Here is a 16,410-nt window from a genome sequence, read left to right as displayed (position 1 = left end):
CTGGCACGGACCGGCCCCCGCGGGAAGAGCCACGACGCGGGCTGGATCAGCTTGATCCGTCGGATCGGGTCATTGGATCGGTCGGACCGATTACTGCATGACGGCCATGGCGAGCGCGCGGCGGGCGCGCCTGGAGGCGCGCTCGGCGCGGCGCTGCATCCGGCGAGCGGTCACCAGGTGTGCGACCCGGCGTTCCCGCTCGGCCTCTTGCAGGCGCTCGTGCATATGCGCACGGGCCAGGGCTTCTGGGATGAGTTGCATCTCTCGGGTCCTGTTCTGGCGCGAGTCGTTCGCGCCGCGGGTGGTGAAGTCTTCGGTCGCGGAGCCTGCGGGCTCGTCTGCGGACGGCATCATCGGGGCCTGCTTCTGGGGGTCGTGCGTGAGGGGGCGGTCGATCGTTCCTGAGGTGTTCATACCGTGACCGGGTTCTTCCGCGGGCGGCCACGCGGCCGCTTCCGGGCGACCACGACACCCTGGACGAACAGCTCGCCGCCCCAGACACCCCACGGCTCACGCCGCTCCTTGGCGCCGGCGAGGCAGGCCTCCATCAGCGGGCAGGTGCGGCAGAGGGACTTGGCGTACTCGACGTCCGCCGGCGACTCGGCGAAGAAGACCTCCGGGTCGTAGGAACGGCAGGGGACGGGTACGCCGAGGTTCTCGATGGCGTCGTCGAGCGCGGTGAGCGCGGTGAGCGGAGTCAAGGTCGGTTCCTCCGTGGAGCCGGGCTTGGGGATCGTGTCGGAAGGCGGTACGGACGGGGCGTGCGCTTCGAGTTGCACGGTTCGTCTTCCTCGTCTGGTCGTTTCCGGCCGGTGGGCCGGGTAGCGGCTGGTACCGGGTTCTTGCTCTTGTCCCGAGGCGCTTCGGTCCGTCGTCCCCGTTCGGGGACAAACAGAAGGGCCGCGGATCCCGGATGGGGTTCCGCGGCCCTGAAGGCGCCGGCCTGATCGAATCAGGCTGGATCGCTCCAGGGTTCTGGCCCACGGAAGGCCCACATCAGGTGGTGCTGCGTCGTCTGCTTCCGGAATCCGGCACCGGCCGCCGCGAAGGCATAGGCCTTCGCCTGTGCCTCTACCGCTTCCAGTGCCTTGATCGGTCGCTCATCGCGCTCACGGAGGGCAAGGCCCGCGGGAGCAACGGAGGACGCCGGACGTGCGGCAGGGATGCCGGACAGACCGGTGCCCTGATTCGAGGCGCCGAGCATGCACAGGGAGGCGGCCGAGCGATCGGTCATTTTGACGACGGAGCTGGTGTTGATGCTGATCACAGGACTCGCCTCCTCTCGGCGCATCGGGGGACCGGGGTCAGCCGGTCCAACGGATATGCAAGTACAACACGGAATCAGGGCCTCCGAGAAGGCCGCTGTTCTCGTGTCTAAGAACCTATGGGGATTCCTGGGGCATGCGCAAACTATTTTCTCGACGAGTTGGAATCAGTCCTGTTTCTTGCCCTCCGCTCCGTCCCTGCCTGCGCAGATGGCCAGTACGTCGGCCCCGTAGCGGTCCAGCTTGCGCTTGCCCACACCGGGGATGCGGGCGAGCCCCGGCCCGTCCTCGGGGACGGTCTCGGCGATGGCCATCAACGTCTTGTCGGTGAAGACGCAGAACGCGGGCTGCCCGCTGCGCCGCGCCTGCTCACCACGCCAGTCGTGCAGCCGCTCGTAAACGCCCTCGTCCATGTCGGAGGGACAGTCCTCGCAGCGCATCAGCTTCATCTCGCCCGCGTCCGTCAACGTGCGTCCGCAGACCCGGCAGCGGGCGGGGCTGCGCTGTCTGCGTCCCGGACTCGGGGCCACAGCGGCGGCCACCGGCCCGGCCACACCGCGCTCCACACCTCCGGCGCCTCCCGCGCCGCTCCGGCCGGCCGCGGTGGGCGAGCCGGAACGCAGCCCGTGCAGAAAACGGCTGGGCCGGCGGCTCGCCCGGCCGCCGGGCGAGCGGGCGAGCGACCAGGAGACATGGAGGCGTTCCCGTGCCCGGGTGACACCTACATAGAGGAGACGACGCTCCTCCTCGATCTGCTCGTCGGTCTTTGCGTAGGTGATCGGCATCATGCCCTCGGCGACACCGACCAGGAAGACGACGTCCCACTCGAGTCCCTTGGCCGAGTGCAGCGACGCGAGCGTGACGCCCTGCACGGTCGGGGCGTGCTGGGCACCGGCCCGCTCGTCGAGCTCGGCGACGAGATCGGTGAGGGTGGCGCCGGGCCTCGCGGCGGTGAAGTCCTGGGCGAGGTTCACCAGAGCGGCCAAGGACTCCCAGCGCTCCCGCACCGCCCCCGAGCCCGCCGGCGGCTGCGCCGTCCAGCCTTCGCCCGACAGCACGGCGCGCACCTGGGAGGGCAGGTCGACCACGTCGTCGAGGAGGCTGTCGTTGCCGCCGAAGCGGGCCGCCGCGCGCAGGGCGCTGCTCGCCCTGCGCACCTCCGGGCGGTCGAAGAAGCGCTCGGCACCCCGCAGCTGGTACGGGACCCCGGCGTCCGCGAGGGCCTGCTCGTAGGTCTCGGACTGGGAGTTCGTGCGGAACAGCACGGCGATCTCACTGGCCCGGACACCGGTTCCGATCAGTTCGCCGATCCGGCGCGCGGCGCCCTCGGCCTCCGCGGGTTCGTCGGTGTACTCGGTGAAGACGGGGTCGGGCCCCGGGCCGCGCTGGGAGACGAGTTCCAGCCGGTGGTCGGCGGCACGGCCGCGCGCCTGGGCGAGCAGCCCGTTGGCGAGGCGGACCACCTGGGGGGTCGAGCGGTAGTCGCGGACCAGTTTCACGACGGTGGCACCTGGATGCCTGGTGCGGAAGTCGAGCAGGTGGTCGGGGGTTGCGCCCGTGAACGAGTAGATCGTCTGACTGGCGTCGCCGACCACGCACAGGTTCTCCCGGTCGCCGAGCCAGAGCTCCAGCAGCCGCTGCTGGAGCGGGCTGACGTCCTGGTACTCGTCGACGACGAAGTGCTGGTACTGGGCGCGGACCTGTTCCGCGATGTCCTGACGGTCCTGGAGCACTGCCACGGTGAGCAGCAGCACGTCCTCGAAGTCGATGACCCCCCGCTCCCGCTTGAGGTCCTCGTAGGCGGCGTAGAGCTGGGCGATCTCGGCGGGGTCACGGGTCGCCTCCCGCGCGGCCCTGGCAGCGGCGGGCGGGTAGTCGGCGGGGACGGTCTGGGTGACCTTGGACCATTCGATCTCGGCGGTGACGTCCCGCAGCTCGCCCCGGTCGAGCCGGATGCGGCAGGCGGCGGCCGCGTCGGCGACGAGCTGGATCTTGCGGTCGACCAGCCGGGGCAGGGAACCACCGACCGCTTTCGGCCAGAAGTACTGGAGCTGGCGGAGCGCCGCCGAGTGGAAGGTGCGGGCCTGGACCCCTACGGCGCCGAGCTGGCGCAGCCGACCGCGCATCTCCCCGGCGGCGCGGTGGGTGAAGGTGACGGCGAGCACGCTGGAGGGCTGGAGGATCCCGGCGCGCACCCCGTAGGCGATCCGGTGGGTGATCGCCCTGGTCTTGCCGGTACCGGCGCCCGCCAGCACACACACCGGGCCGTGCAGGGCGGTGGCGACCTCGCGCTGCTCGGGGTCGAGCCCTTCGAGCACCGCGTCGGCCGAGTCCGGTACCTGCGGGAAGAGAGGGGAGTGCGTTGCTGCTGTCACACGGCCATGCTGCCAGGTCGCCGGAGACGGCTGAGCCGGTTGTCCACAGGCAGGGCCTCGCAGTCGTACTGATGCGGCAGGCATCGCATCACGCAGGGGGGCGACCCTCACGTCACACAGGTGGGCGGGCCACGGCCCCTGGGAATGGTGGCGCTTTCAAGTACGTTCCTCCCTCAGCGAGGACTTTCCCGAGTCGCCGAAGGAGCGCGAGAGACATGCCGGGCACTGTGACGATGTACAGCACCACGTGGTGCGGCTACTGCCGCCGTCTGAAGGGCCAGATGGACCGCGAGGGGATCGCGTACACCGAGATCAACATCGAGCAGGACCCGGCCTCCGCGGCCTTCGTCGAGAAGGCGAACGGGGGCAACCAGACGGTCCCAACGGTTCTGGTGGTTCCCACCCGGGGAGGCTCTGAGGTCGTCATGACGAACCCGAGCCTTGCCCAGGTGAAGCAGGCACTCAGCGCCTGACTCCCGCTACGCGCAACCCCCGACCGGCCTGACGCTGCTCGGGGGTTCTGTGTGCCCTGGGCTGCATCGGCCGAACCAGGCCCGCCATCCGCACCCGCCGGGGCTCCGAGCGGGGCGGCTTTCCCGTTCCGGAAAGCCGAGGATCTTGACCTTGCTGCCCGCAGGGCCTCCATGTCCGCAGGGAAGCCCTCGAAGGTCGAGAACGGCCGGACCCCGCCCACGGTGCGGGACCTCGATCTGATCCTGTCTGCGCTCGGCGTCTCGCAGGAGGTGAAGGAACAGTTCCTTGCCACCGCCCGAGCTGAGGTCACCGAGGCTACGGCGTGGCGTCTGCTGCGCCGTACGGGCCCGTGGAACACAGTGTGGAGCGCGCGACGCGGAATCCCACGTCGTCGATCCGGAAGGTCGGGTGGCTGCGCCGCCGCACCGACGCCCGGCAGCTCCAGTGCTCGTCGGCCCATCCACCACCACGGAGCACCCGGTAGGTGCCATACACCTCGGCGTCGTAGACGTCCCAGCACCAGTCCCACACATTGCCCAGCATGTCGTACAGACCCCATGCGTTGGGCTGCCTGCCGCCGACAGCATGGATCCGCCCATCAGAGTTGCCTTGGTACCAGGCGACCTCGTCGAGCCGGCCGTACCGCGCGCCAGTGGTCCCCGCACGACAGGCGTGCTCCCATTCGGCCTCGGTCGGCAGCCGGTACCCGTCTGCGGAGGCGTCCCATTCGGCCGTCTCGTCGTCGACGCACAGGTCATACGCGGGCGTCAGTCCCTCGCGCCGGGACAAGGCGTTACAGAACTGGACCGCGTCCCACCACGAAACACCCTCAACCGGCAGCCGCTCGCCTTGCGTGCCACTCGGCCGCCGGCCTGTGATCAGTGCGTACCAGGACTGAGTGACCGGGAACGCCGACATCTGGAACGGCGCGACCTCGACCGGCCAATTGCTCTGCGTCCGCCGGTCCGACAGCGTCACCCGCCCCGACGGGACGGCAACCATCTCGTTTCCTGCCCCCGTGTCCACAACGGCCCACCCTACCGGCGTCTTCCCACCGCTCCACCGATCTCTCCGAGGGATCCGAGGAGGCGGCGGAGCCGTTGTCGGACCAGCGCCCAGCACCTCCGTCCGCTCAGCGGTGGGCCGGATCGACTTCGTACGCCGTGGAGCCACTTCTCGTCCGTCCGGTGGAGCCCAGAGAAGCGCTTGCAAACAGGCTGCGAGTGCTCGCCTTGGTCTTCGAGACGTCCGCTGCTGGTCACGCTGCGCCACGGTCGTTGTGCTGTGCCGTGGAACCTTGGGCGTGAGTCATCGGAGTTCGAGCGGAGTGGATCACCGAAGATCACGGACGTCGCGCCAGGAAGACGAACTCTCTTCCCGGGCGGTCGGGCGCATCGCGAACGTCATCCACCACGTATCCGTGCGCGACCAGGTCCCGCTCGACTTCCTCCCGCTCGCGGAAACGCAGCGTCGAGTCCGACGTCAGCACCTGTCCGTCCACTGCGAACCCGTAGGTCCAGCGGAACGTCACCAGAGGCAGGCTCACCTCAACCAGCTGAACCCAGCTCTCGACGGAGCCGACGCCTGGTATCCCGGTCACGCGGTAGGAGTTCTCGCGAGTCCACTCCTCCCAGGCGCGTCTGGCCGGATCGCGCGTCTCGAAGACCAGATGCCCGCCAGGCCGCAGTGCTTCATGGGCTCCCCGTAGCGTCTTCTGCCATGTCTGCGGATCGGCGATGGCCTGGGCGACGTTCGCTGTCATCGTCGCGAGGTCGAACTGCAGCGGTGGAAGGTCTGTCGCGTCACCGCAGATCCAGCGCACTCGCTCACTTCCCGGTTCGGCCCGAGCGACGTCGATGGACGCCCGGGCGGGATCCACGCCGACGACCTCGATCCCACGGTCGGCCAGGAGAAGTGCGAACACCCCTGTGCCGCAGCCGATATCCAGTACTCGTTGTGCCTCGAACTCGTCTGCCATCTGCAGGTACGCGTCGAGGTCGCTGCGGTCGGGGTCGAGCGGATCCTGGATTGCGGCGAGTCGTGGATGCGCGAAGCAGTCGTCAGCCATGCGGCCGAACGTATGCAGAGCTGGGCCGAACCACTACTGAGTTTCGCCGACGGTTCTCCCACGGCACCAGCGCACGGCAGAGCGCGGCGGCGGAGGGGTGGAGTATGACCCCCTGACCAGTGCTTGCCGACAGCCAGGTCCTACCGGCTCGGATCCTGCCACGGTTTCAGGGGTCTTCAGGCCGGCCCGTACTCCAGCCGGCTGCGGCGTAGCGCCTGGCCACAGGCTTCCGCTGACTCCTTGGCAACGGCGTAGGAGTGCACGGAACGGAGCCTTACGGCCTTCCCCACTGTGCTCTTCGCGGACGGCCCGACGCTCACCAACCCGTCGTCGGCGCAGGTGAAGCAGAAGATCGGCGTCCGAGCGAGCGGTCACCCGGAGCGGGGTGGGCGTCCTTGGTCGGGGGACGCCCACCCCGCTTCCGTGTGTCAGAAGGCGCCGCGGGTCGGGAGGGGCTTGCCGTACCAGCGCTCGATCAGGCGGGCCGCGATCGAGATGCCGTAGGGCGGGAGCACCTCGCCGGACTCGAAGGCTGCGCCCAGTTCGTCCCGGGAGAACCAGCGGGCCTCGTGGATCTCGTCCCCGTCGACGTCGATGTCGGTCGAGGTGGCGCGGGCGACGAAGCCCAGCATGAGGCTGGAGGGGAACGGCCAGGGCTGGCTGGCGATGTACTCGACCTCGCCGACGCTGATGCCGACCTCCTCGTGGACCTCGCGGCGCACCGACTGCTCGATGGCCTCCCCCGGCTCGACGAAGCCGGCGAGCGTCGAGAAGCGGCCCTCGGGCCAGTGGACCTGGCGGCCGAGCAGGATGCGGTCCTGGTCGTCGACGACGGACATGATCACCGCGGGGTCGGTACGCGGGTAGTGCTCGGCGCCGCAGGCCGGGCAGCGACGGATGTGGCCTGCGGCGGCGATGACGGTGCGCTCGCCGCAGCGGGAGCAGAAGCGGTGCAGACGCTGCCAGTTCTCCAGGGCGACCGCGTGCACCATCAGGCCCGCGTCGCGGGGTGACAGGAGCAGGCCCGCCTCACGCAGCCCGGCCGGGCGGGCGGAGTCGTCCATACGTCCGGGCAGGGCGTCCTTCTGCAGGGCGAAGTAGCTGACGCCGTCCTCGTCGATGCCCAGGAAGTAGCGGTGTGCTTCGGTGAGCGGTGCCTCGAAGGAGGGTGTCATGACGAGTTCGGTGCGGCCGTCGGCCGTCTCGTCGATGAGGACCTGGCCGCCGGAGACCACGAAGCAGCGCGTCGAGGGGTGGCTCCAGGCCGCCGCGAGCCATGCTTCGTCGAGCCGGTGGTGGGCGGCGCGGTCGATGCCGCTCGGGGCGGTGAGCGAGACGGGGCGGTCGGCGGTGTGGTCGGTCCAGGTGGTCACGGGTGCTTCCAACTCCCCCGGTGAAACGGATGGGATCGGCGGTCGGCGGTCGGGTCGTACGGCGGGAGAAGGCCGGGCCCGGCGGCGCGCGCGGCGGCGGGGTGCTTCCAGTGTGCCCCGCGCGGGCGGCCGGGGTCGGACGGCCTGAGAGCGTTCAGGGCACGCGCCGCCAGTGCTGGGCGAGGTCGTCCCAGAGGTGTGCGGCGGCTTCGGCGCCCTTGAGGAGCAGGTCCGGTTCGACCTTCTCGTCGGGGGCGTGCCATCCGTCGGACGGGACGGAGATGCCGAGGAAGAGCACGGGGGCGCCGAGCACGTCCTGGAGGTCGGCGGCCGGTCCGGAACCGCCCTCGCGCGTGAAGCGGACGGGTGTGCCGAAGGCGCGGCCCATGGCGCGGGTCACGGACTCGAGGGCCGGATGGTCCAGCGGGGTCAGGCACGGACGGGTGGCGGGGCTGAAGGCGGTCTCGCAGCGGATGCCGTCGGGGATCTGCCCGGCCACCCAGTCGCGGACGGCTTTCTCGATGTGGCCGGGGTCCTGGCCCGCGGCCAGCCGGAAGGACAGTTCGACCATGGCGGAGGACGGGATGATCGTCTTGCTGCCGGGGCCCTGGTGGCCGCCGTCGATGCCGTTGGCCTCCGCGGTGGGGCGGGTGGGAGGCTTGGGCCGGCGCTCCAGGGTGCTGTATCCGGCCTCGCCGCCGGTGGCGTGGGAGGAGGCGGCGCGCAGCCACTCCCGCTCGTCGAAGGGCAGCTCGGCGAAGAGTTCGCGTTCGCGGTCGGTGAGTTCGACGACACCGTCGTAGAAGCCCGGGACCGCCACGCGCGCGTGCTCGTCGTGCAGCGCGGCGACCAGGCGGGCGACGGCGGTGACCGGGTTGGGCACCGCGCCGCCGAAGGCACCGGAGTGGATGTCCTGGTCCGGGCCGTGCAGCCGGATCTCGCATTCGGCGAGGCCCCGCATGCCGGTGCACACGGTGGGGGTGTCCTCGGACCACATCCCGGTGTCGGAGACGATCACCACGTCGGCGGCGAGCCGGTCCGTGTGCCGCTCGACGAGGGCCCGGAAGTGGGGTGAGCCGGATTCCTCCTCGCCCTCGATCAGCAGTTTCAGGTGCACTGCGGGGGCGGTACGGCCGGTCGTGGCGAGGTGGGCCCGGACGCCGAGGGTGTGGAAGAACACCCGGCCCTTGTCGTCGGCCGCCCCGCGGGCGTACAGCCGGTCGTCCCGGACGACGGGTTCGAAGGGTTCGCTGTGCCGGCCGTCCTCGCGGACGGCGGGCTGCACGTCGTGGTGGCCGTGGACCAGGACGGTGGGTGCCCCGGGGTCCGCGGAGGGCCATTCGGCGTGGCCGGCGGGGGCGCCCGGGGTCGGCCGGACCTCGGCGGTCGGGAAGCCGGTCGCGGTGAGTGCGGCGGCGAGCCAGTCGGCGCTGCGGCGCACGTCGGGTGCGTGATCGGGGCGGGCCGACACCGAGGGGATGCGCAGCCACTCGGTGAGGTCGTCGAGGAAGGCGGCACTGTGCTGTTCGACGTACGTACGGACGGCGCTGACGGCACTGTCAACGGGCTGGCTCATGGTTTCGAGCCTATCGGCCCGCGGGGGTGTCCTCGAAGTGCGGTATCTCACCGGGCGTATCACCCGGTGTACCGCCCGGTGCGTCGCCGGACGGTTCCTCCAGGAGCAGCCGTTCGATGGCCGCGCGGTCCGGCAGCGCGTCGTGGCGTACGACCTCGCCGGTGCGTACGTACAGGAAGGCGGCGGTGACCGACTCCAGGGGGATGCCCTGCTGCTCGGCCCACGCGAGCCGGTAGACGGCGAGCTGGAGCGGGTCGGCGGTGCGGCCGCGGCCGGTCTTCCAGTCGACGATCTCGTACGTCGTCCCGGCGCCGGTGCCGTTTTCGCCCGCGTCGCTGTCGTCCTGCCGGTAGACGGCGTCGATGCGGCCGCGGACGACCCGGCCGGCGATCGCCAGCTGGAAAGGGGCCTCCACGCGGTAGGGCGTGCGATGGGCGTACTCGGTGCGCTCGAAGGCGTCCTTGAGGGCGGCGAGGTCGTGCTCGTCGGCGATCTCGGCCTCGCTGCCCGGGAGGTCGTCCGGTTCGAGCAGGGGCAGCGTCAGTGCCTCGAAGCGGGCCTCGACCCAGGCGTGGAAGCGGGTGCCGCGGCGGGCGGCGGGCTGCGGCGGGCGGGGCATGGGGCGGGCCAGTTCCCGCGCGAAGCCGTCCGGGTCGGCGGCCAGCCGCAGCAGTTGGGACGCGGTGAGCGACGCGGGCAGCAGGACCTCGGTGACGCTGTCGCGGGCGCGCAGCAGTTCGCCGGCGAGGGCGTCGAGGTCGCGGTCCCAGGAGGCGACGGTACGGGCCTCCTCCGGGGTGAGGCGGGGCGCGGCGGGCTCCGCCCGGAGGTCGGGGGCCGCGGGGTCGGGGACTGCGGAATCCGGGCGCGGAGCGGGTTCCGGGGTGCCGGGGGACCCGGTGGGCTCCGGGGCCGTCGCCTGGTGCGGGACGGTGGGACGGCGGTCGGCGGGACGGCCGGCCGGCAGGCCGTCGATGGGCAGGCCGTCGATGGGCAGGCCGTCGATGGGCAGGCCGTCGATGGGCAGGCCGTCGATGGGCAGGCCGTCGATGGGCAGGCCGTCCGTGGGGCGGTCTGCGGTCCAGGAGTCCCAGTCGTCCTCGCCGGCCACGTCGTCGGCGAGGGGGTCGACGACGTCGGGCGGGAGGTCCTCGTCGTCCGGGGGAGGGGGCCAGTCCGGGTCGTCGTACGCGTCCTGGGCGTGTACGGCCGGGGGGCGGTCGTCGGGGTGGCCGGCGAGGCTCTCGAGGTGGGCCAGGACGGTGTCGGCGGCGGCGCGGCGGCGGGCGAGGGCGTCGTCGTCCAGCGGGAGGGGCCACATCTGGTCCTGACCGGCCCGCTGCAGGGCGGGGTTCTCGTCGTCCTCGGCGGGCTCGTCGGCCCAGGCCTCGGTCTCGCCGTACCCGGCGGCGCAGTGGTCGTGGAGGGCCTGGAGGAACGCGGACGGCCCGCGCGGTTTCTTCTGCGAGGGCCCCCACCAGTGTCCGGAGCCGAGCAGCAGCGAGCGGGGACGGGTGAAGGTGACGTAGCCGAGGCGGAGCTCCTCGGTGTGCTGGTGGTCCTTCATCGCCTCGTGGAAGGCCTTCAGGCCCCGGGAGTCCCAGGATGCGATGTCGGGCAGGGTGTCGGCGTCGCCGCGCAGCCCGTGCGGCAGCACCTTGCCCTGCGCGGTCCACTTCTCGCGGCCCTGGCCGCTGGGGAAGGTGCCGGCGACCAGTCCGGGGACGGCCACGACGTCCCACTCCAGACCCTTGGACTTGTGCGCGGTGAGCACCTTGACGGTGTTCTCGCCGCCGGGCAGCGCGTTGTCGAGGCCCTTCTCGTACTGGGCGGCGGTGCGCAGGAAGCCCAGGAAGGCGAGCAGGGTCGCCTCGCCGTCCCCGGCGGCGAAGGAGGCGGCGATGTCCAGGAAGTTGGACAGCGTCTCGCGGCGGCGGGCGGCCAGGGCGTGCGGGGACGCCGACAGTTCGATCTCGAGGCCGGTGACGGCGAGGACGCGGTGCAGGACGTCCATCAGCGGGTCGGCCAGGGAGCGGCGCAGGTCGCGCAGTTCGGTGGCCAGCCGGGCGAACCGTACGCGCGCGTCCGGCGAGAAGGGCAGCCCGTCGTCGTCCCCGTGGCCGTCGAACGGGGTTTCCAGGAACGTGTCGAGGGCGTCGGCGAGCGAGATCACCTCGGACGGGTCGGTCCCCTCGACGGCCCGGGCGAGACGGCGGTCGGGGTCGTCCTCGCCGTCCACGCGCGCGTGGGACACGAGCAGGCGCGCGCGGCGGCCGAGGAGGGCGAGGTCGCGCGGGCCGATGCGCCAGCGCGGCCCGGTCAGCAGGCGGACGAGTGAGGCGTTGGCACCGGGGTCCTGGAGGACCTCGCAGACGGCGACCAGGTCGGCGATCTCGGGCAGGTGCAGCAGCCCGGACAGGCCGACGACCTCGACGGGGACGTCCCGGGCGACGAGGACGCTCTGGATCTCGGCGAAGTCGGTCGCCGTGCGGCACAGGACGGCGATCTCGCCGGGCGCCGTGCCGGTGCGTACGAGGTGGGCGATGGAGTCGGCGATCCAGTCGAGTTCCTCGGCGTGGGTGTGCAGCAGGGCGCAGCGCACGGTGCCGTCCCGTTCGGCTCCCGGCGCCGGGCGGAGGGCCTCCACGCCCGCGTGCATGGCCCGCAGGGGCTCGGCGAGGCCGTTGGCGAGGTCCAGCAGGCGGCCGCCGCTGCGGCGGTTCTCGCTGAGCGACTGGCGGGTGGCGGGGCCGCCGTCGGCCCGCGCGAAGTGCTGGGGAAAGTCGTCGAGGTTGGCGACGGAGGCGCCGCGCCAGCCGTAGATCGCCTGGCAGGGGTCGCCCACGGCGGTCACCGGGTGGCCGGTGCCGCCGCCGAACAGGCCGGCGAGGAGGACGCGCTGGGCGACCGAGGTGTCCTGGTACTCGTCGAGGAGGACCACACGGAACTCGTCGCGCAGGACGCGGCCCACCTCGGGGATCCGGCCGAGCCGCGCCGAGAGGGCGATCTGGTCGCCGAAGTCGAGCAGGTCGCGCTCGCGTTTGGCGGCCCGGTAGCGCAGGACGAGGTCGGCGAGTTCGCGCCGTGCGGCGGCCGCTTCGGGCACTTTGCGCAGGTCGGCGTTGGTGAGCTTGGTGTTCTCCAGGGTGCGTAGCAGCTCGGTGTCGTGGCCGCGCAGGTCCTCGGGCCGCACGAGGTGCTCGGAGAGTTCGCCGTCGAGGGTGAGGAGGTCGCCGACCAGGTCGGGGAAGGAGCGGGTGAGGGCGGGGTACGGGCCGGGGGCCTCGCGCAGCACCCGCGCGGCGAGCTGGTAGCGGGTGGCGTCGGCGAGGAGGCGGGAGGTCGGTTCGAGGCCGATGCGCAGCCCGTGGTCGGTCAGGAGCCGGCCCGCGAAGGCGTGGTAGGTGGAGATCACCGGTTCGCCCGGCGGGTTGTCGGGGTCGATGGTGTCCGGATCGGTGACGCCTGCCTTGACCAGCGCCTTGCGGACGCGTTCGGCGAGTTCACCGGCGGCCTTGTTGGTGAAGGTGAGGCCGAGTACCTGTTCGGGGGCGACCTGGCCGGTGCCGACCAGCCACACCACGCGTGCCGCCATCACCGTCGTCTTGCCGGAACCGGCTCCGGCCACGATCACCTGGGGAGCGGGCGGCGCGATGATGCAGGCCGTCTGCTCGGGGGTGAAGGGGATCCCGAGGAGCTCCTTGAGCTGCTCGGGATCGCTGATGCGTGCATGCACATGCAGAGGTTAGCGGCGGCCACTGACAAAAAGGCCGTACCGCCCTTCAGCGGCCGGAGAACCGCAGGTCGGCACGGGTGGTGCGATGCGTCACGCCGGTCGCCGGTGCGCCCCGCCGGCCTGGCGGACCCCACCGGACCACTCACTCGATCACGTGCCGCCCCTCGGGGCGGGCGCTGCACGAGGCGCGGAATGCGCAGTGGGTGCAGTGCTGGCCCGCGCTCGGGGTGAAACGTTCGTCGAGGACCTTCCCGGCGGCCGTGGCGAGCAGGTCACCGACCCACTCCCCCCGCTCTCCCTCCAGCGACTCCTGGGCCTGCACCTTGGGCAGGGTCTCTCCGCCGTCCCGCTTGGCGGCGGGCTGGCGCAGCTGGACCAGTTCGGCGCCGCCCGTCCGGGGACGGGAGCCGTCGAACGCCTCGTCGACGGCACCCTCCTGCACGGCGAGCTGGTAGACGGCGAGCTGGGGGTGGCGGGCCACCTCGGCGGAGCTGGGGGCGTGCTTGCCGGTCTTGAAGTCGACGACGTAGGCGCGGCCCTCGCCGTCCGCTTCGACGCGGTCCATCTGGCCGCGGATGCGGACCTCGTAGTCGCCTGCTTCGAGGCGGACGTCGAAGTCGTGCTCGCTGGCCACCGGGGTGCGGCCGGTGCGGTCCATGACGTGCCATTGCAGAAAGCGTTCGAGTGCCACGCGCGCGTTCTGCTTCTCCTGCTGGGACTTCCACGGCGCGTCGAAGGCGAGCGCGTTCCACACGGAGTCGAGCCGTTCCATGAGGACGGCGAGGTCGGCCGGGGTGTGTCCGGAGGCCACTTCGTCGGCGAGGACGTGCACCACGTTGCCGAAGCCCTGGGCGGCGGTCGCGGGGGCGTCGGCCTTCACCTCCCTGCCGAGGAACCACTGCAGGGCGCAGGTGTGGGCAAGCTGGTCGAGGGCGCTGCCGGAGAGCACGACGGGCTGGTCGCGGCTGCGCAGCGGCACCTTGCTCCGGGTGGGCTCGTACATGCCCCACCAGCGGTAGGGGTGCGCGGACGGCACCAGGGGGCGGCCGTCCTCGTCGGCGAGGGCGGCGAGCCGGGCGAGCCTGCGGGCGGCGGCCTCCCTGAGGGTGTCGGAGACGCGCGGGTCGACGGTGGTGGCGCGCAGCTCGGCGACGAGCGCGGCGACGGACAGCGGGCGGCGCGGGCGCCCGGTGACGTCCTTGGGCTCGACGCCGAGTTCGGTCAGGAAGCGGGAGGGCTGGTCGCCGTCGTCGGCGGGGGCCTTCACGGCCGTCACGACGAGCCGTTCACGCGCACGGGTGGCGGCGACGTAGAACAGGCGGCGTTCCTCGGCGAGGAGCGCGCCGGGGGTGAGCGGTTCGGCGAGCCCGTCGCGGCCGATGCGGTCGGCCTCCAGCAGGGAGCCCCGGCGGCGCAGGTCGGGCCACAGGCCCTCCTGGACACCGGCCACGACGACCAGCCGCCACTCCAGGCCCTTCGCGCGGTGCGCGGTCATCAGGCGTACGGCGTCGGGGCGCACGGCGCGGCGGGTGAGGGTGTCGGCGGCGATGTCCTCGGCGTCGATCTCCTCCAGGAAGTTCAGGGCACCGCGGCCCCCGGTGCGTTCCTCCGCGCGGGCGGCGGTCGCGAACAGGGCGCACACCGCGTCGAGGTCCCGGTCGGCGTTGCGTCCGGCCGCGCCGCCACGGCGGGCGGAGCGTTCCAGGCGCGTCGGCCACGGGGTGCCGTCCCACAGGTCCCACAACGCCTCCTCGGCGGTGCCGCCGTTCGCCAGGCGCTCGCGGGCCGTGCGCAGCAGCGTGCCGAGCCGCTGGGCTCCGCGCGCGTACGTGGGGTCGTGCACGACCAGCCGCTCGGGTTCGGCCAGCGCTCGCGCGAGGAGGTCGTCCGAGGGCGGCGGCAGCGCGTTGCCCGCGGCCCGCTCCTCCTCGCGCAGGGCCCGGCCGAGGCGGCGCAGGTCGGCGGCGTCCATGCCGGCGAGAGGAGAGGCCAGCAGGGTGAGCGCGGTCTCGGTGTCGAGCCAGCAGCGTCGCCCCTGCGCCTGCCCGTGCCCCGAAGCATTCGGCGCCTCCTCCGGCCCGTCGGCCGTCTCCGTCGCCTCCGCCGTCGCCACCGCTCGCAGGGCCGTGAGCAGTGGGGCCACCGCCGGTTCATGGCGCAGGGGAAGGTCGTTGCCGTCGACGTCCACCGGGACGCCCGCCGAGGTGAGGGCGCGGCGGACGACGGGGAGGGTGCGGGAGCCGGCCCGCACCAGGACGGCCATGTCCCGCCAGGCCACACCGTCCTCCAGGTGGGCCCTGCGCAGGATGTCGGCGATGTTGTCCAGCTCCGTGCCGGAGGTCGGGTAGGTGTGGACCTCGACCCGGCCACCGTCCCGTACCGGGGTGAGCTCCCGGTGGGCGCGGACCTTCTCGGCGGGCAGGCGGGGCAGCGGCATGCGCTGGGTGACCAGGCGGGTGGCGGCCAGCAGGGCCGCGCCGGAACGGCGCGCGACGCGCAGCACCTCGACCGGGGCCGGACGGCCGTCCGCGCGGGGGAACGCGTCGGGGAAGTCCAGGATGCCGTTCACGTCCGCGCCCCGGAAGGCGTAGATCGACTGGTCCGGGTCGCCGAGGGCGACCAGGGTACGGCCGCCGCCGGCCAGCGCCTGCAGCAGCCGTACCTGCGCCGGGTCGGTGTCCTGGTACTCGTCCACGTACACGGCGTCGTACCGCGCGGCGAGCTGCCGGGCGGTCTCGGGGCGGCGGGCGAGGAGCACCGCGCGGTGGACCAGTTCGGCGTAGTCGAGGACGCCCTGCAGGTCGAGGACGTCGAGATACTCGGCGAGGAAGGCGGACGCGGCACGCCAGTCGGGGCGTCCGATGCGGCGGGCGAAGGCGTCCAGGGCGTCGGGGTCGAGGCCCAGCTCGCGGCTGCGGGCGAGCACCGCGCGGACCTCGTCGGCGAAGCCGCGGGTGGTCAGGCAGGCGCGCAGTTCGTCCGGCCAGCGCACATGCGCCAGGCCCAGGCGCTCCAGGTCGATCTGGCCCGCGAGCAGCTCACGGACGGTGACGTCCTGTTCGGGGCCCGACAGCAGCCGCAGCGGCTCGACGAAGAGGTCGCTGTCCTGGTGGGCGCGGATCAGGGCGTAGCACAGCGAGTGGAACGTGGTCGCCTGCGGGGCGTGCGCGGCCCCCGTGCGCAGGGCCATGCGGTCGCGCAGTTCGACCGCCGCCCTGCGGCTGAACGTCAGCACGAGGATGCGTTCGGGATCGCCTCCCCGGGCGATGCGCGCAGCCACCGACTCGACCAGTGTGGTCGTCTTCCCAGTACCCGGACCTGCGAGGACGAGCATCGGTCCGGTCCCGTGGTCAACCACGGAGCGCTGTGCGGCGTCCAGCCGAGGGGGAGATGTACGGGCCGGCGGGGTACGGACCAGTCGATGAGCGCCACGGTTCCCCCGCCGCACCTGGGGGTGCGACAGGCCGTTGGTGGAGAAAGAGGAGCTCACGTGGTTCGCCGGTCCTGGTGGGTGTGCTGGTTGCCGTTCCACCGCGTGTGGAG

Annotated in this window: 11 protein-coding genes and 2 pseudogenes; 3 read left to right on the top strand and 10 right to left on the bottom strand. The window is 72.4% G+C overall.

Features of this window, described 5'->3' with window-relative positions; all coding sequences use genetic code 11:
* Window positions 1-90: 90 nt before the first annotated feature.
* The 4 genes from ACFWVE_RS19420 to ACFWVE_RS19405 all read right to left on the bottom strand — a co-directional run bounded on the left by ACFWVE_RS19420 (window position 91) and on the right by ACFWVE_RS19405 (window position 3,724).
* Window positions 91-414 (bottom strand): hypothetical protein, encoded by a 324-nt coding sequence (locus tag ACFWVE_RS19420; RefSeq protein ID WP_384015499.1) that lies wholly within the window; start codon window positions 412-414, stop codon window positions 91-93.
* Window positions 411-779: a WhiB family transcriptional regulator gene (locus ACFWVE_RS19415; RefSeq protein ID WP_384015497.1), complete on the bottom strand. Its 369-nt coding sequence runs from the start codon at window positions 777-779 to the stop codon at window positions 411-413. The genes ACFWVE_RS19420 and ACFWVE_RS19415 overlap by 4 nt, the downstream gene beginning before the upstream one ends.
* A 173-nt stretch (window positions 780-952) precedes the next feature.
* On the bottom strand, window positions 953-1,267 hold the full coding sequence (locus ACFWVE_RS19410) for a hypothetical protein (protein WP_384015495.1): 315 nt from the start codon (window positions 1,265-1,267) through the stop codon (window positions 953-955).
* 165 nt (window positions 1,268-1,432) lie between these two features.
* Complete coding sequence (locus tag ACFWVE_RS19405) at window positions 1,433-3,724, bottom strand: ATP-dependent DNA helicase UvrD2 (RefSeq protein ID WP_384015493.1); 2,292 nt, start codon at window positions 3,722-3,724, stop codon at window positions 1,433-1,435.
* Between the two features lie 131 nt (window positions 3,725-3,855).
* Between ACFWVE_RS19405 and ACFWVE_RS19400 the strand changes: the two genes are divergently transcribed.
* On the top strand, window positions 3,856-4,113 hold the full coding sequence (locus ACFWVE_RS19400; protein WP_384015491.1) for a mycoredoxin: 258 nt from the start codon (window positions 3,856-3,858) through the stop codon (window positions 4,111-4,113).
* A gap of 51 nt (window positions 4,114-4,164) precedes the next feature.
* Window positions 4,165-4,377, top strand: a pseudogene (locus tag ACFWVE_RS19395) (helix-turn-helix domain-containing protein); the annotation flags it as partial.
* A 52-nt stretch (window positions 4,378-4,429) separates the two neighbouring features.
* On the opposite strand, the gene ACFWVE_RS19390 reads toward ACFWVE_RS19395, so the two are convergent.
* Together ACFWVE_RS19390 and ACFWVE_RS19385 are read right to left on the bottom strand one after the other, a co-directional pair.
* The gene (locus ACFWVE_RS19390) at window positions 4,430-5,116 is read right to left on the bottom strand and encodes a formylglycine-generating enzyme family protein (RefSeq protein WP_384015489.1); all 687 of its coding nucleotides are present in this window, start codon (window positions 5,114-5,116) and stop codon (window positions 4,430-4,432) included.
* 340 nt (window positions 5,117-5,456) lie between these two features.
* Window positions 5,457-6,182, bottom strand: coding sequence for a class I SAM-dependent methyltransferase (locus ACFWVE_RS19385; protein ID WP_384015487.1), 726 nt, complete (start codon window positions 6,180-6,182; stop codon window positions 5,457-5,459).
* A 285-nt stretch (window positions 6,183-6,467) separates the two neighbouring features.
* Here ACFWVE_RS19385 and ACFWVE_RS19380 point away from each other — a divergent pair.
* Window positions 6,468-6,539 (top strand): annotated as a pseudogene (locus ACFWVE_RS19380) (NrdH-redoxin); the annotation flags it as partial.
* Window positions 6,540-6,610: 71 nt separating this feature from the next.
* Here the strand turns inward: ACFWVE_RS19380 and nudC are convergent.
* From nudC to ACFWVE_RS19360, 4 genes are all read right to left on the bottom strand, one after another.
* On the bottom strand, window positions 6,611-7,555 hold the full coding sequence (gene nudC / locus ACFWVE_RS19375; RefSeq protein WP_384015485.1) for an NAD(+) diphosphatase: 945 nt from the start codon (window positions 7,553-7,555) through the stop codon (window positions 6,611-6,613).
* Between the two features lie 154 nt (window positions 7,556-7,709).
* The gene (locus tag ACFWVE_RS19370; RefSeq protein ID WP_384015483.1) at window positions 7,710-9,131 is read right to left on the bottom strand and encodes a M20/M25/M40 family metallo-hydrolase; all 1,422 of its coding nucleotides are present in this window, start codon (window positions 9,129-9,131) and stop codon (window positions 7,710-7,712) included.
* Window positions 9,132-9,141: 10 nt separating this feature from the next.
* The gene (locus tag ACFWVE_RS19365) at window positions 9,142-12,867 is read right to left on the bottom strand and encodes a UvrD-helicase domain-containing protein (RefSeq protein WP_384015481.1); all 3,726 of its coding nucleotides are present in this window, start codon (window positions 12,865-12,867) and stop codon (window positions 9,142-9,144) included.
* Window positions 12,868-13,009: 142 nt separating this feature from the next.
* The gene (locus ACFWVE_RS19360) at window positions 13,010-16,357 is read right to left on the bottom strand and encodes an ATP-dependent helicase (protein WP_384015479.1); all 3,348 of its coding nucleotides are present in this window, start codon (window positions 16,355-16,357) and stop codon (window positions 13,010-13,012) included.
* Window positions 16,358-16,410 lie beyond the last annotated feature (53 nt).

It is taken from the genome of Streptomyces sp. NPDC058632 (assembly GCF_042717095.1).
Lineage (GTDB): Bacteria > Actinomycetota > Actinomycetes > Streptomycetales > Streptomycetaceae > Streptomyces.
This window is presented reverse-complemented; position numbering and strand designations above follow the sequence as displayed.